At 64.6% G+C, this 12,780-nt stretch carries 15 protein-coding genes and 1 tRNA gene; 7 read left to right on the forward strand and 9 right to left on the reverse strand.

Annotation, left to right across the window (positions count from 1 at the left end; translation table 11 throughout):
- The first annotated feature begins 3 nt into the window (after positions 1-3).
- The 5 genes from KJJ24_RS07870 to KJJ24_RS07890 all read left to right on the forward strand — a co-directional run bounded on the left by KJJ24_RS07870 (position 4) and on the right by KJJ24_RS07890 (position 3,817).
- Positions 4-555 carry a DUF177 domain-containing protein gene (locus KJJ24_RS07870; protein ID WP_214337881.1) on the forward strand — a complete coding sequence of 184 codons (552 nt, stop codon included), beginning with the start codon at positions 4-6 and terminating at the stop codon, positions 553-555.
- Positions 552-2,045: an AAA family ATPase gene (locus tag KJJ24_RS07875; RefSeq protein WP_214337882.1), complete on the forward strand. Its 1,494-nt coding sequence runs from the start codon at positions 552-554 to the stop codon at positions 2,043-2,045. Before KJJ24_RS07870 ends, KJJ24_RS07875 begins: the two co-directional genes overlap by 4 nt.
- Positions 2,046-2,138: 93 nt before the next feature.
- Positions 2,139-2,300, forward strand: a complete 162-nt coding sequence (locus KJJ24_RS07880) for a hypothetical protein (RefSeq protein WP_214337884.1) — start codon at positions 2,139-2,141, stop codon at positions 2,298-2,300.
- Positions 2,301-2,313: 13 nt separating this feature from the next.
- Positions 2,314-2,571 (forward strand): 2TM domain-containing protein, encoded by a 258-nt coding sequence (locus KJJ24_RS07885; protein WP_214337886.1) that lies wholly within the window; start codon positions 2,314-2,316, stop codon positions 2,569-2,571.
- 61 nt (positions 2,572-2,632) lie between these two features.
- Positions 2,633-3,817, forward strand: a complete 1,185-nt coding sequence (locus KJJ24_RS07890; RefSeq protein WP_250544526.1) for an aminotransferase class V-fold PLP-dependent enzyme — start codon at positions 2,633-2,635, stop codon at positions 3,815-3,817.
- Positions 3,818-3,845: 28 nt separating this feature from the next.
- Here the strand turns inward: KJJ24_RS07890 and aqpZ are convergent, their stop codons facing one another.
- The 4 genes from aqpZ to yidD all read right to left on the reverse strand — a co-directional run bounded on the left by aqpZ (position 3,846) and on the right by yidD (position 6,799).
- Positions 3,846-4,583, reverse strand: coding sequence for an aquaporin Z (gene aqpZ, locus KJJ24_RS07895; protein WP_214337889.1), 738 nt, complete (start codon positions 4,581-4,583; stop codon positions 3,846-3,848).
- 105 nt (positions 4,584-4,688) lie between these two features.
- Complete coding sequence (locus KJJ24_RS07900) at positions 4,689-6,209, reverse strand: UDP-N-acetylmuramoyl-L-alanyl-D-glutamate--2,6-diaminopimelate ligase (protein WP_214337890.1); 1,521 nt, start codon at positions 6,207-6,209, stop codon at positions 4,689-4,691.
- A gap of 108 nt (positions 6,210-6,317) precedes the next feature.
- Positions 6,318-6,572 (reverse strand): glutaredoxin family protein, encoded by a 255-nt coding sequence (locus tag KJJ24_RS07905; RefSeq protein ID WP_214337891.1) that lies wholly within the window; start codon positions 6,570-6,572, stop codon positions 6,318-6,320.
- Complete coding sequence (gene yidD / locus KJJ24_RS07910; protein ID WP_214337892.1) at positions 6,572-6,799, reverse strand: membrane protein insertion efficiency factor YidD; 228 nt, start codon at positions 6,797-6,799, stop codon at positions 6,572-6,574. The genes KJJ24_RS07905 and yidD overlap by 1 nt, the downstream gene beginning before the upstream one ends.
- A gap of 158 nt (positions 6,800-6,957) precedes the next feature.
- On the opposite strand from yidD, the gene rpsD reads away from it, so the two are divergent.
- Complete coding sequence (rpsD, locus tag KJJ24_RS07915) at positions 6,958-7,566, forward strand: 30S ribosomal protein S4 (RefSeq protein ID WP_214337893.1); 609 nt, start codon at positions 6,958-6,960, stop codon at positions 7,564-7,566.
- A 105-nt stretch (positions 7,567-7,671) separates the two neighbouring features.
- On the opposite strand, the gene trpC is transcribed toward rpsD, so the two are convergent.
- The 5 genes from trpC to KJJ24_RS07940 form a co-directional block, all read right to left on the reverse strand.
- Positions 7,672-8,556: an indole-3-glycerol phosphate synthase TrpC gene (trpC, locus tag KJJ24_RS07920; protein WP_214337894.1), complete on the reverse strand. Its 885-nt coding sequence runs from the start codon at positions 8,554-8,556 to the stop codon at positions 7,672-7,674.
- A gap of 37 nt (positions 8,557-8,593) precedes the next feature.
- Positions 8,594-10,036, reverse strand: coding sequence for a dihydrolipoyl dehydrogenase (gene lpdA / locus KJJ24_RS07925; protein WP_214337895.1), 1,443 nt, complete (start codon positions 10,034-10,036; stop codon positions 8,594-8,596).
- Positions 10,037-10,071: 35 nt separating this feature from the next.
- Positions 10,072-10,857: an RNA methyltransferase gene (locus KJJ24_RS07930; protein WP_214337896.1), complete on the reverse strand. Its 786-nt coding sequence runs from the start codon at positions 10,855-10,857 to the stop codon at positions 10,072-10,074.
- A complete protein-coding gene (locus tag KJJ24_RS07935; RefSeq protein ID WP_214337897.1) occupies positions 10,857-11,105 on the reverse strand; it encodes a hypothetical protein in 249 nt (82 codons plus the stop codon). The genes KJJ24_RS07930 and KJJ24_RS07935 overlap by 1 nt, the downstream gene beginning before the upstream one ends.
- A 147-nt stretch (positions 11,106-11,252) precedes the next feature.
- Positions 11,253-11,336: transfer RNA gene (locus KJJ24_RS07940), tRNA-Leu, on the reverse strand.
- 148 nt (positions 11,337-11,484) lie between these two features.
- Between KJJ24_RS07940 and murA the strand changes: the two genes are divergently transcribed.
- A complete protein-coding gene (murA, locus tag KJJ24_RS07945) occupies positions 11,485-12,780 on the forward strand; it encodes a UDP-N-acetylglucosamine 1-carboxyvinyltransferase (RefSeq protein WP_214337898.1) in 1,296 nt (431 codons plus the stop codon).

The raw sequence follows: 12,780 nt of genomic DNA on the forward strand, positions 1-12,780 counted from the left end.
GCCATGGGCGTCGCGCCGCAGCAACCCGCGGGTAATCTCCTGCAGCCAGTGCCGCTGCAGGAGCTGCGGCTGCTCGCCGATGGCCGCCACTGGCAGGTGGATCAGCCGCTCCGCGAGCTAGAGAGCCTCACCCCGGTGCGCGGTGAGCTCACCGCTGTACACCGAGGCAACATCCTTGAGGTGAGTGGCAACGCCAGCACGATCGTGACCCTGCGCTGCGATCGCTGCTTGCAGCACTTCAACCATCCCCTTAGCTTTCGCCATCAAGAAGTGGTCTGGCTGGGCGATCAAGCACGCGAGCAAGGTGTAGACGCCGAAACTGTGATCGAGGGCGGCAGCGAGGTGCTGGAGCTTGATCCCGATGGCCTCTGCGAAAGCCTCGATCCCAGCGGCGATTTCGATCCCGAACACTGGCTGTTTGAGCAGCTCAGCCTGCAACTCCCCTTCGTGAACCGCTGCGGCAGCGAGTGCCCCGGCCCCGATCTTCTGGCCGCAGAAGCGGCCGCCGAGCCCATTGATCCGCGTTGGGCTGCGCTCAAGAACCTGCAGCCATGAGCCAGGCCTGGGCCGACCACCTCGATCTGCTGATCCGGGCGCGAACCCCCATCCTCTGGATCCGCAGCCAGGAAGAGGAGCGCATCGCCGCCCTGCTCAGCGCTGCCGCCAAGCGCCTGGGCAACCGTGCGCTTGCCCGCTGGGATTTCATTAGTGGCCTCACTGGCTGGCCCGGCCGCGATGGGGAGGCCGCCCGCAATCCCCTCGCCGCTCTCGACAGCCTGGCCGCTCTGCCCGCCGACCAACCGGCCCTGCTGGTGCTGCACGACTTCCATCGCTACAGCGATGACGCCAGCATCTGCCGCAAGCTGCGCAACCTGGCCACAAGCCTCCGCCAGCAACCTCACACCCTTGTGATCACAGCTGCCGAATGGCAGCTGCCGCGAGATCTGGAGGAATGCATCACCCTGCTGGATCTGCCCCTGCCGGATCAGCAGGAGATCGAAACGCTGCTGCGCAGCATCGCCCAGGCCTGCGGCCAAAGCATGGAAGGGGAACTGCTCGAGCAGCTCAGCCACAGCTGCAGCGGCCTCAGTGCGCAGCGCATCCGCCAGGTGGCCGCCCGGGGCTTAGCCAGCCGCGGCCAGCTCGGCTTGGCGGATCTCGAGGAGGTGCTGGAGGAAAAACGCCAGGCCATCGCCCGCAGTGAGCTGCTGGAGTACTGCCCCACAGAAGCCACCCCCGCCGACATCGGTGGCCTTGATGGCCTCAAGCGTTGGCTGGAGCAACGCCACATGGCCTTCAGCGATGAAGCCCGCCGCTACGGGCTACCGCTGCCGCGGGGCGTGCTGCTGGTGGGCCCGCAGGGCACCGGCAAATCGCTCACAGCCAAAGCCATCGCCCACAGCTGGGCCATGCCGCTGCTGCGGCTGGATGTGGGGCGATTGTTTGCCGGGCTTGTGGGGGCCTCAGAAGCGCGCACGCGCGACATGATCCAACGGGCTGAAGCGATGGCCCCCTGCGTGCTCTGGATCGATGAGATCGAGAAGGGCTTCGGCGCAGCGGGCGATGGCCGCAGCGATGGCGGCACGAGCCAGCGCGTGCTGGCCAGCCTGCTCACCTGGATGGCCGAAAAGAGCAGCGCCGTGTTTGTAGTGGCCACCGCCAATGGCGTGGAGAAGCTGCCACCGGAGCTACTCCGCAAAGGCCGCTTCGATGAGATTTTCCTGCTGGATCTCCCCGATGCAACCGAGCGCAACGCCATCCTTGATCTGCAACTTCGCCGGCGGCGCCCCGATCACAGCCTGCCGCTGGAGGTGGTGGTAGATCGCACGGCGGGCTTCTCCGGTGCCGAACTCGAGCAGGTGGTGATCGAAGCAATGCACCAGGCCTTCAGCGAGCAGCGCGAATTTGGCGAGAGCGATCTGATCAGCGCCGCCGCCCAGTTGGTGCCGCTATCGCGAACGGCGCGGGAACAACTCGAAGCCCTGCAGCAGTGGGCCAGCAGCGGCCGTGCCCGGCCTGCCTCCACCCGTCAGCCCGCGGGCTGACATTGCGGGGCGTAACGAACACCAACGCCAGGTAAAGATGCCGGGCCCAGATGTCTGGGGGCCAGCAAGCTGCTCGCAATCGATCCTCTGGTCATGGAGCAACGCCCCGCCATCACCACCCAATTGGCCGTGGCCTGCCTCGGCGCCGGTGTGATCACCAGCTTTGCTGTCGCCCAGGGCCAGAATCCGATCACCGCCCTGAGCATCACCCTGTTCTCAGCGATCGCCGCTGTGATGGTGGGCCAGGTGATGTGAGGGAGAGCCAGCCGTGACCAGCCTCAACGACGCCAGACAGCAGGCGATCCGCCGCCTCAGCCAAAAGCGCGCCTACCGCAGCCAGGTGCAGCAATACCTGCTCGTCAACGCCGTGCTGATTGTGATCTGGGCCGCCACCGGTCGTGGCTATTTCTGGCCGATCTGGCCGATCTTCGGCTGGGGACTCAGCCTGGTGATCCAGGGCTGGAAGCTCACCCACCCCGTTCGCCCCTTCAGCGACGCTGAGATCCAGAGCGAAATGGAGCGCTGATTCGGTCGACGGCAATCGCTGAGCCCAGCTGCGGTAGACCAACCGAGTTGCGACCCACCGCGTGATCCACACCTCCTCCTCAGGGCTGCGTGATCGTTGCCCGGCACTGGCCAACAAGACCTACTTCAACTACGGGGGGCAGGGCCCACTACCCACACCCGCCCTGGATGCAATCACCGCCAGCTGGCGCAGGATTCAGGAGTTGGGCCCCTTCACCACAGAGGTCTGGCCGTTCATCGAGCAGGAAACAGCACGGGTCCGTCAGGCCATGGCCGGCCTCTGCGGCGTGGGAACCCATCGGCTGGCCCTCACCGAAAACGTGACCAGCGGCTGTGTGCTGCCGCTCTGGGGCCTGCCCTGGCAAAGCGGTGATCAGCTGCTGCTCAGCGATTGCGAGCACCCGGGCGTGGTGGCGGCCTGCCGGGAACTGGCCCGGCGGGAAGGGTTGGACATCCGGAGGCTGGCACTACTCGAGCTCTGCCGCCGCACCCCCCAGTCCCAGCTGGATGCGGCGGTGCTGCAGTCGCTGGAGGAGGCCCTCACTCCCCGCACCCGGCTAGTGGCGCTCTCACATCTGCTCTGGAACAGCGGCAGCGTGATGCCGATCGCAACGGTGGCGCAGCGGCTGCAGCAGCACGGCAATCAGCCCTGGCTGCTGGTGGATGCCGCCCAGTCGATGGGATCAATGCCGGTGGCTGAGGCCGCCAGGGCCGCCGATATTTATGCCTTCACGGGTCATAAATGGTGCTGCGGCCCGGAGGGCCTCGGTGGCGTAGCCCTCTCCGAACGGCTGCTGGAGCAGGCCCAGCCCACCTTGATCGGCTGGCGCAGCCTCAGAGACGAAAGCAGCGGCGGCAGCCACTGGCACAGCGATGCCCGCCGCTTTGAAGTGGCCACCTCCTGCGTGCCGCTTTGCAGCGGCCTAAGCGCATCGCTGGAACTCCTGGCCAGTGCCGGTTCCGATGCCGATCGGCTCATGCAGATTCAAGCCTGCAGCAGGCTGCTCTGGCAGGGACTGCAAGCGATTGCTGGTGTCGAGACCCTGCTGCCGGAGCCGCCACCGGCCGGCCTCGTGAGCTTCACACTGGAGGGGATCAGCACCCAAGATGCCGTTCAAGCCCTCGGCGAGCAGCAGATCTGGATCCGTCGTCTCGATGATCCGGACTGCCTGCGGGCCTGCACCCACATCACAACCTCAGCGTCCGAGGTAGAGCGGCTGCTGGAAGCCATCACAAAGCTGACCTGAAGCGGGCACTCAGGGGCCGCCACCAACGTCAGTCGCGTCCGTCAAGCAGCTGACGCTGCACCCAGCCCGCCAGCACTGCACCCACGATCGGGGCTAGCCAGAACAGCCACAGCTGACTCACGGCCTCACCGCCTGCCCACAGCGCCACACCGGTGCTCCGGGCCGGATTCACCGAGGTGTTGGTGACGGGAATGCTGATCAGGTGGATCAGCGTGAGGGACAGACCGATGGGCACACCGGCAAACCCTGCGGGTGCCTTGTGATGCGTGGCGCCAAGGATCACCAGCAGAAAGATGAACGTAAGCACCACCTCGATCACCAGCGCAGAGATCAGGCCATAACCACCCGGTGAGTGGGCACCGAAACCATTGGTGGCCAGCGGGTTGGAACCCGACAGGTCAAAGCCGGGGCGACCGGAGGCGATGGCATAGAGCAGACCGCCGGCGATCAGCCCGCCCAGCATCTGGGCAGCGAGATAAGGCAGGAGCTCCGCAGCGCGGAAGCGGCCGCTGGCCCAGAGGCCAAAACTGACCGCCGGGTTGATGTGGCAGCCGGAGATATGGCCGATGGCGAACACCATCACCAACAGCGTCAGACCAAACGCCAGCGATACCCCCAAAAAACCCAGCCCCAAGGGGTTGGTCTCAACTTGGGCATAGGGAAAAACTGCAGCCAGCACAGCACTTCCACACCCCCCGAAGACCAGCACAAACGTTCCGATCGATTCAGCCAGACACTTCCTCGATAGAGGTGGGGACTGGGCCATGCTCCGCTCACTGCACAACAGCTCGATCGGACGCTATGGAGATTCCCGGATGGTGCCTGCTAGCACTGCACTTCTCCATCGCAACCACAGCCCGCAGGCCAAGCATCAGCAGGGCCGAAGCCGCAGCGCCTTCTCCGCCTCTTCCCGATCGTCGAAGTGCACCTTGCGGGTGCCCAGGATCTGATAATCCTCGTGGCCCTTTCCAGCGATCAGCACCAAATCATCGCCCCCTGCTGAGGCGATCACCTCAGCGATCGCCCGACTGCGATCGGCCTCAACCAACAGAGCGGTGCCGGCGGGAATCCCAGCAACCACATCATCAAGAATCTGCTGAGCATCCTCGGTGCGGGGGTTATCGGAGGTGACCACCACCTGATCGGCCAGTCGCGCCGCGATCGCGCCCATCTGCGGCCGCTTGCCGCGGTCGCGATCACCACCGCAGCCAAAGACGCAGATCAGCCGCCCACCCGACACGAAGGGGCGGCAGGCCTGAAGCGAACTCTCGAGGCCATCGGGGGTGTGGGCGTAATCCACAAGCACGGTCGGCAGCGCGCTGCGGCATTCGGCGCGGCCCACGCTCACCCGCTCCATCCGGCCGGGGACGCCGCGGAAGCTGGCCAAACCCGCCAGCAGATTCACCAGAGGCAGGCCCTGCTGCAGCAGAGCCCCCACCGCCTGCAGCTGATTCATCAGGTTGAAGCGGCCCAGCAGGGGCGACTCAAACGCACCCCTGCCCAGCGGCGTCACCAGCACCCCAGAGACACCCTGTGCCGTGAACTGGAGCTGCTCCATCCGCAGTTCGGCGCTGCTGCCCTCCTCAAGGGAGCTGCGCCAGCAATGACTGCCGAGACGCTCAGCGAGCTGCTGGCCCCAGGGGTCGTCGACGTTCACCACCGCCGTGGAGTGGGCGTCATCGAGCTCCAGGCAAGCGGAGCCGAAGAGCGATGCCTTGGCCTCGAAGTAGGCCTGCATCGAGGGGTGATAGTCGAGATGGTCCTGGGTGAGGTTGGTGAAGACCGCGCCCGAGAAACGACAGCCACTCACCCGCTGCTGATCGAGGGCATGGGAGCTCACCTCCATCGCCCCCACCTGGGCCCCGGCCTCGGCGGCCTGGGCAAGCTGACCCTGCAGCACATCGGCAAAAGCCGTGGTGTGTTGAGCGGTCACGCTGTGACCCGGCCAGCGGTTCACCAACGTGCCAAACAAAGCCGATGGGGTGCCGCAGCAGGCCGCCAGATGCTCGATCAGATGGGTGGTGGTGGTTTTGCCGTTGGTGCCCGTCACCCCGATCAGATGCATGCGCTGGCTGGGCTGCTGCCAAAACTCCGCCGCCAGCAGTCCACCCCAGCGGGCCACCGGATCGGCCACCACCAGCACCGGGTCTTGATCGGTAGGTGGGCAAGCCTGGGCAGCGGCGCGACCGATCACCGCGATCACAGCACCGGCCTGCAGCGCCTGGGGCCAGAAGATCCCCCCATCCACCTGTTCACCAGGCAGACCCACAAACACCGTGCCAGGACCCACCCGGCGCGAATCGCAGCTCACGCTGGTGACATCCGCGTTGCTCAATCCGGGCGGCACCGCCAAGCCAACCTGACGCAGCAGGGGGTGAAGCCGATCGGACATGGCGGCGACGCTGATGTGCTTGTTTTAGGCGCATTCAGCCGCCGCCAGGTTGCCGCTGCAACCAGTCTTGTGAGCCTCAGACAAGACAGCAGCCGGTCCGGACCTGATTCAGAGCGCGCCCTGTTGCTCCAGCCAGGCACGCAACTGCGGCGGACTGAGCCGAGGCGAGACCCGCGGCAGCACCGCTTCAGCCTCGCCCTGCCGCAGCAGCAGCACCGGCACCTCAAGGTCGAAACGGGTCAGAAGCTGAGGGTGGCTATCTACATCGATGCGCTCAAACAGCACCGCAGAGGCGGTGAGCTTCTCCTCCAACCCCTGGCAGAGGCAGCACCCATCGCGGGTGATCAACACGAGCTGCGCCATCAATCGGGCACCGGGTCGCACCCGCAGGGGGTGAAGGGATGGCAGCGCAGCAAACGCCGCAGCGTGAGCCAGCTGCCCCGCCAGGGGCCGTGGCGCTCGATCGCCTCCAACCCGTAGGCACTACAGCTTGGGATGAAGCGGCAGCGCGGCGGGCCCAGCAGCGGCGAGATGAAGGAGCGATACAAGCCGATCAGGGCCAGCAGCAACCGTTGCAGCAGCAGGTTCATGGGCGGCAGAGGGAAGGGCCTGGGCTGAGCGATAAGATCATCAACTGGCGTGGCGACAGCCCGCGGGTTGAGCTGTCTGCTTCGCGAGATTCTCGCAAGGCGGTTCACCTGCATCCGGCTCGCCGCCATGCCTGATTGCCCAACCATCACGGTTTTCTATGTCTCGCTACCGCGGCCCTCGCCTGAGGATTACGCGGCGCTTGGGAGACCTTCCCGGTCTCACCCGTAAGTCCGCCAAGCGGTCTTATCCCCCCGGTCAGCACGGCCAAGCCCGTCGCAAGCGCTCCGAATACGCCATCCGCCTCGAAGAGAAGCAAAAGCTTCGCTTCAACTACGGCATCTCCGAGCGTCAGCTCGTGCGCTACGTGAAGAAAGCGCGCGCTCAGGAAGGTTCCACCGGAACCAACCTGCTGAAGCTGCTGGAGAACCGTCTCGACAATGTGTGCTTCCGCCTCGGCTTCGGCCCCACCGTTCCCGGTGCCCGTCAGCTGGTGAACCATGGCCACGTGACCGTGAACGGCCGCGTCGTGGATATCGCCAGCTACCAGTGCAAAGCCGGTGATGTGGTGGCCATCCGCGAGCGCAAGCAGAGCAAGAAGCTGGCTGAAGGCAACCTGGAATTCCCAGGTCTGGCCAACATCCCTCCCCACCTCGAGCTCGACAAGAACAAGCAGGTCGCCAAGGTGATCAGCAAATGCGAGCGTGAGTGGGTCGCCCTCGAAATCAACGAACTGCTGGTGGTGGAGTTCTACTCCCGCAAGGTGTGATCAACGGGCTGTCGATGGCAGCCCCCAAAACACCTCAATCAGTTCAGCGCATGCCCGGCCATCATGGCCGGGCTTTTTCGTGCTGAAAGCGCCCTTGAGGCGTCATCACCCCCCGATCAACGCTTCAAGCGCGGTGGTGACATCCGGCTGACGCATCAGTGATTCGCCCACCAGCACGGCATCGGCGCCAGCGCTCTGAACACGATCGAGGTCATCGCGGTTGAACAGGCCCGATTCGCTCACCAGCAGGCAGCCCTTGGCGCGAATCTGCTCGCCATAGCGTTCGGTGAGCTGCTCGGTGGTGGCGAGATCGGTCTCGAAGGTGGCCAGGTTGCGGTTATTGATGCCGATGAGCTGCACCCCATCGAGTGCAAGCACCCGCTCGAGCTCAGCTGCGTCATGCACTTCAACCAGCACCGTGAGGCCGAGGGCTCGCGCCACCTTGAGCAGGTAAGCCATGTCGACATCCGTGAGGATCGCCGCAATCAGTAAGGCGGCATCGGCGCCTGCTGCGCGGGCCTGATACAGCTGATAGGGGGAAAGGATGAAATCTTTGCAGAGCAACGGCAGGTCAACCACCTGGCGCACCTGCACCAGCACCTCAAAGCCGCCCTGGAAGAACTGCTTATCGGTGAGCACCGACAAACAGCTGGCTCCACCAGCCGCATAGCCCCGAGCGATGACCTCGGGATCGAAATCCTCGCGGATCACGCCTTTGCTAGGGCTCGCCTTTTTCACTTCGGCAATCACTGCCGGTTTGCGGCAGGCCGCTTTCAGCGCAGCCAAAAAGTCACGGGTGGAGGGAAGGGCCGCCACCTGTTTCTTCAACTGCTCAAGGGTCACCCGGTCGCGGGCACTGGTCACCTCGCGATCCTTTTCCCAAACGATCTTTTCGAGAATGTTGCGCGGTTCGCTCTCCTCATGGGGGATGGCGTATTCAAGGTGCGCCACTTTCACCTTTGGATTGGGCGGCCGGCGGCGGATCTCCATCGGTTAACGCGTCGTAGGAAAAAAGGATTGGATTCAATCAGGCTGCGACAGCCATGGCGGCCTGTTTGTAGGCCACTTCCACCACTTCACTCAGGGTGGGGTGAGTATGCACTTCATTGGCCAGCTGCTTCACGCTCTGGCGGCGGGCCACAGCGTTGGCGATCTCCTGGATCAGATCAGCAGCGTGCAAGCCATAGATGTGAGCGCCGAGCACCTCGCCGGTGCTCTTGTTGAACAGCAGCTTCATCAGTCCGTCGCTCTCCAGCTCAGCCAAGGCTTTGGAATTGGCTTTGAAGTAGCTGCGCACCGCGCCGAGATCAAAGCCCTCCTTAGCAGCGAGATCCTTGGCATCGGCTTCACTCAGGCCCACCGAGCTGATCTCGGGGTGCGTGAAGGTGGCGGCGGGGATCGAGCGATAGTCGATCGCGCGGGGGTGGCCCAGGATGTTGTCCACCGCCACGGTGCCCTGGGCAGCCGCGGTGTGCGCCAGCATCATCTTGCCGGTCACATCACCCACGGCCCACAGATGCGGCACCGGGTCACCATTCACCAGCACCCTCAGCTGATCATCCACGGGGATAAAACCGCGGTTGGTTTCGATGCCGCAGGCTTCGAGATTCAGACCCTTGCTGCTGGGTACCCGGCCGGTGGCCACCAGCACCGCATCCACCTCCAGGGTTTCCACGGGCTCTTTGGTCTGCATATCCACCAGCTCGATCTGCACTGGAGCCCCCGGCTTGATCGACTTAGCCAAAACGCCTGAGCGGGCGTCGATATCGCGGCCGTCGATCAGATTGCGGGCAGCGATCTTGGCGATGTCGGGATCAAAGGTGGGCATCACCCGATCGAGAGCCTCGATCATGGTGACTTCACAGCCGAGAGCGGTGTACACGTCGGCGAATTCCAGCCCGATATAGCCGCTGCCGATGATCGCCAGCCAGCGGGGCAACCATTCGAGGCTCACCGCCTCGTCGCTGGTGAACACGGTGCGGCCATCGGTTTCGATGCCAGGCGGCACAAACGGATCAGAACCGGTGGCGATGATCACGTCGCGGCTGCTCAGCACGCGGTCGACGCCGTTGATCTCGCGCACGCCCACCTTCTGGGGGCCTTCCAGGCGGCCACTGCCACGAATGATCGTGACGCCAGCGCGCTCCAGGGTTTTGGTGAGGTTGCCGCGAATGGTGGCCACCAGCTGATTGGCGTGGTCGGCGATCTTTTGGCGCTCGAAACGCACGGGCGCGGCATGAATGCCGAAACCCTTCAGGTGCTCGGCATCGGCCAGCTCACGCACGCGGCCGCTGGCGGCCAGCAGTGCCTTGGAGGGAACGCAGCCGCGGTTTACGCAGGTGCCGCCCATGTCGCGGCTTTCGATGATCGCCGTGCTCAGGCCATGCTCAGCGGCATGTTTGGCAGCGTCGAAGCCGCCATAGCCGGCGCCGATCACGATCACATCAAAGTCGAAGCTGCCTTCGCTCACCAGTTGCCTGCTCAGTTGGCCGGCATTCTCTCCTGTCAGGCCCCCTGCTGCCGCCAGCGCTCCAGCAGCAGGGGCGCCGCGGCCACCGCCACGTTCAGCGATTCCACTGCCGGGCTGTGGGGAATCGTGACCCGCTGCGTGGCCAGGGCTGCCAGTTCTGGATGCAAACCAGCCCCCTCATTGCCCAGCAGCAACACCGTGGGGCTGGTCCAATCGAGCTGCCAGTAAGGCCGGGCCGCAGCATCCGCCAGCGACGCCACCAGCTGATGACCAGAGGCCCTGGCGCGCTCCAGCAGCCGCTGCAGCCCACTGCGATCGGCTTCTCGCAACAGCGGCAGGGACAGAGCAGCACCGGCCGACGCACGCAGCACCTTGGGCTGCAACGGATCAGCGCCACCGCCTAGCCATACCTCGTCCACCCCCGCCGCCAGCGCGGTGCGCAGCAGCGTGCCGAGGTTGCCTGGATCCTGCAGTTGATCCAAGGCCAGCACAAAGCGACCCGCCCCTTTCGCAACCGGCAGCGCCGGCTGGGGCAAGGTGGCCACCACCCCATCCGGGTGATCGGTGGTGGCGATAGCGCTCAGCACCTCCTCACCCACAGGCTGGAGCGGGAGCGACCCAGCAGCCAGCAGATGCCCATGGCGATCGAGCCAGGCTGGGGTCGCTAGCAGCTGATCTGGCATCAGACCAAGCCGCAGCAGCTCCTGAATCTGATGGGTGCCCTCCAGCAGAAGCAAACCCTGCTCGCGGCGGCCCTTCGGTTGATGCAAGGAGCGCAGGCGCCCCACCAGCGGGTTGCGCCGGCTGGTGATCAACTCCATCAGAAGGTTTCGTGGCGGCGCACATGCAGACCGTCTCCTACCTCAAGGGTTTTGTCCTTGAGATCGATGCCGCGCACCGCCGCCACCTCACCCTTGAGGCCCTCAGCGGTGAGGTTCTTGATCAGTTCCTGGATCAGCACATCCTCCACGGTTTTCTCATCAAGAGAATCCGGCGTGAGCGCTTCGAGAAAACGACCGATCTTCGAGGCAACGACTTCAGGAGCGTTGGTGATCTTCAGAACCAGCATCGAAAAGGCGGAGCAGCAACAATGATCAAAGCAGCTGTGATGGTGCAGCTGACTTGCACAGCAGCCTGACAACAACACGGATGAACAGCAACCCAAACCCATGAAGCAACAAAAAAGCCCCCCTCGTTAAGAGGGAGGCTTCAGCAGTGCGGATGGGGAGACTTGAACTCCCACGACATTGCTGCCACTAGTACCTGAAACTAGCGCGTCTACCAATTCCGCCACATCCGCAAGGACTGGCGTGTCGCGTTGACGACCCCGAAAATGTACCCCATCAAGGTCGCCGCTCTGAGCACCAAGCCAGTTCCAGCGCCGGACGTCTTGCCGGTCTCAGAGGGGATTGTCAGGATGAGTCTCCTAAGGCGGGCCGAGTGAAGCCATGACCCTGACCGTTGCCCCGTCTCAACACATTCTCACCCCTCAGCTTGAGATTGCGGGCAACCGTCGCCTGAGCGGCAACCTGCGGGTCAGCGGCGCCAAGAATTCAGCACTGGTGCTGATGGCCGCCAGCCTGCTCACGGAAGACCAGCTGCGGCTGCGCAACGTTCCGCCCTTGACCGATATCCAGGGCATGGGCGACATCCTTGATTCCTTGGGGGTGAAGGTGCGCCGGAACGACGAAAGCCTGGAGATGCACGGCTCCGGCCTGAATCAATCGGCGCCGCCCTATGAGCTGGTGAACAGCCTCCGGGCCAGCTTTTTCTGCATCGGTCCGCTGCTCGCACGCCTGGGCATTGCCCGGGTGCCCTTGCCGGGTGGCTGCCAGATCGGCACCCGCCCGGTGGTGGAACACGTGAAGGGGCTTAAGGCCCTCGGTGCCCAGGTCGCCATCGACCATGGCGTGGTGTCGGCCGTGGTTCCCGGCCGCGGGCACCGCCTTAAGGGCGGCCGCATCCACCTGGACTGCCCCAGCGTGGGCGCCACCGAAACGCTGATGATGGCCGCCGCCCTCGCCGAGGGTGAAACAGTGATCGAAAACGCCGCGCTCGAACCCGAGGTGGTGGACCTGGCCGGGCTTCTGCTGGCCATGGGCGCCAAGGTGCGCGGTGCCGGCACACCCACCATCACGATCGTGGGTGTGGAGCGCCTACACGGCGCTGATTACGCGGTGATCCCCGATCGCATCGAGGCCGGCACCTTTCTCTTAGCCGCAGCGATCACCCGCTCCACCCTCACGGTGGGGCCAGTGATCACTGATCACCTCGGTGCCGTGCTCACCAAGCTCGAAGAAGCCGGCTGCAAGCTCGCCATCGATGGCACCCAGGTGACCATCAGCGCCGAGGAGATCCGCTCGGTGGATCTGCGCACCCAACCCTTCCCCGGCTTCCCCACTGACCTGCAGGCTCCCTTTATGAGCCTGCTGGCCACGGCCAAGGGCACCAGCGTGATCAGCGAAAACATTTTTGAAAACCGCCTGCAACATGTGGCGGAACTACAGCGCATGGGCGCTGCCATCCGCGTGCAGGGCAGCACAGCGTTCGTGGAGGGCGTCTCCAGCCTGAGCGGTGCACCGGTGCAGGGCAGCGATTTACGGGCTTCCGCAGCGATGGTGCTGGCTGGCCTGGCCGCGGAAGGCATCACCACCGTGCAGGGCCTCGAGTACCTCGATCGCGGCTACGCCGATTTCGAAGGCAAGCTCAATCGCGTGGGTGCGGCGATCCGGCGGGTGGGCTGA

The sequence above is a fragment of the Synechococcus sp. LA31 genome (assembly GCF_018502385.1).
Classification (GTDB): domain Bacteria; phylum Cyanobacteriota; class Cyanobacteriia; order PCC-6307; family Cyanobiaceae; genus Vulcanococcus.

Excerpts from the sequence above, each read along its gene's own strand:
- aqpZ (WP_214337889.1), bottom strand. The coding sequence starts at position 4,583 with ATGGCCCAGTCCCCACCTCTATCGAGGAAGTGTCTGGCTGAATCGATC.
- KJJ24_RS07880 (WP_214337884.1), top strand. The coding sequence starts at position 2,139 with ATGGAGCAACGCCCCGCCATCACCACCCAATTGGCCGTGGCCTGCCTC.
- KJJ24_RS07875 (WP_214337882.1), top strand. The coding sequence starts at position 552 with ATGAGCCAGGCCTGGGCCGACCACCTCGATCTGCTGATCCGGGCGCGA.
- yidD (WP_214337892.1), bottom strand. The coding sequence starts at position 6,799 with ATGAACCTGCTGCTGCAACGGTTGCTGCTGGCCCTGATCGGCTTGTAT.
- KJJ24_RS07870 (WP_214337881.1), top strand. The coding sequence starts at position 4 with ATGGGCGTCGCGCCGCAGCAACCCGCGGGTAATCTCCTGCAGCCAGTG.
- KJJ24_RS07930 (WP_214337896.1), bottom strand. The coding sequence starts at position 10,857 with ATGGAGTTGATCACCAGCCGGCGCAACCCGCTGGTGGGGCGCCTGCGC.
- KJJ24_RS07905 (WP_214337891.1), bottom strand. The coding sequence starts at position 6,572 with ATGGCGCAGCTCGTGTTGATCACCCGCGATGGGTGCTGCCTCTGCCAG.
- KJJ24_RS07935 (WP_214337897.1), bottom strand. The coding sequence starts at position 11,105 with ATGCTGGTTCTGAAGATCACCAACGCTCCTGAAGTCGTTGCCTCGAAG.
- murA (WP_214337898.1), top strand. The coding sequence starts at position 11,485 with ATGACCCTGACCGTTGCCCCGTCTCAACACATTCTCACCCCTCAGCTT.
- rpsD (WP_214337893.1), top strand. The coding sequence starts at position 6,958 with ATGTCTCGCTACCGCGGCCCTCGCCTGAGGATTACGCGGCGCTTGGGA.
- KJJ24_RS07900 (WP_214337890.1), bottom strand. The coding sequence starts at position 6,209 with ATGTCCGATCGGCTTCACCCCCTGCTGCGTCAGGTTGGCTTGGCGGTG.
- trpC (WP_214337894.1), bottom strand. The coding sequence starts at position 8,556 with ATGGAGATCCGCCGCCGGCCGCCCAATCCAAAGGTGAAAGTGGCGCAC.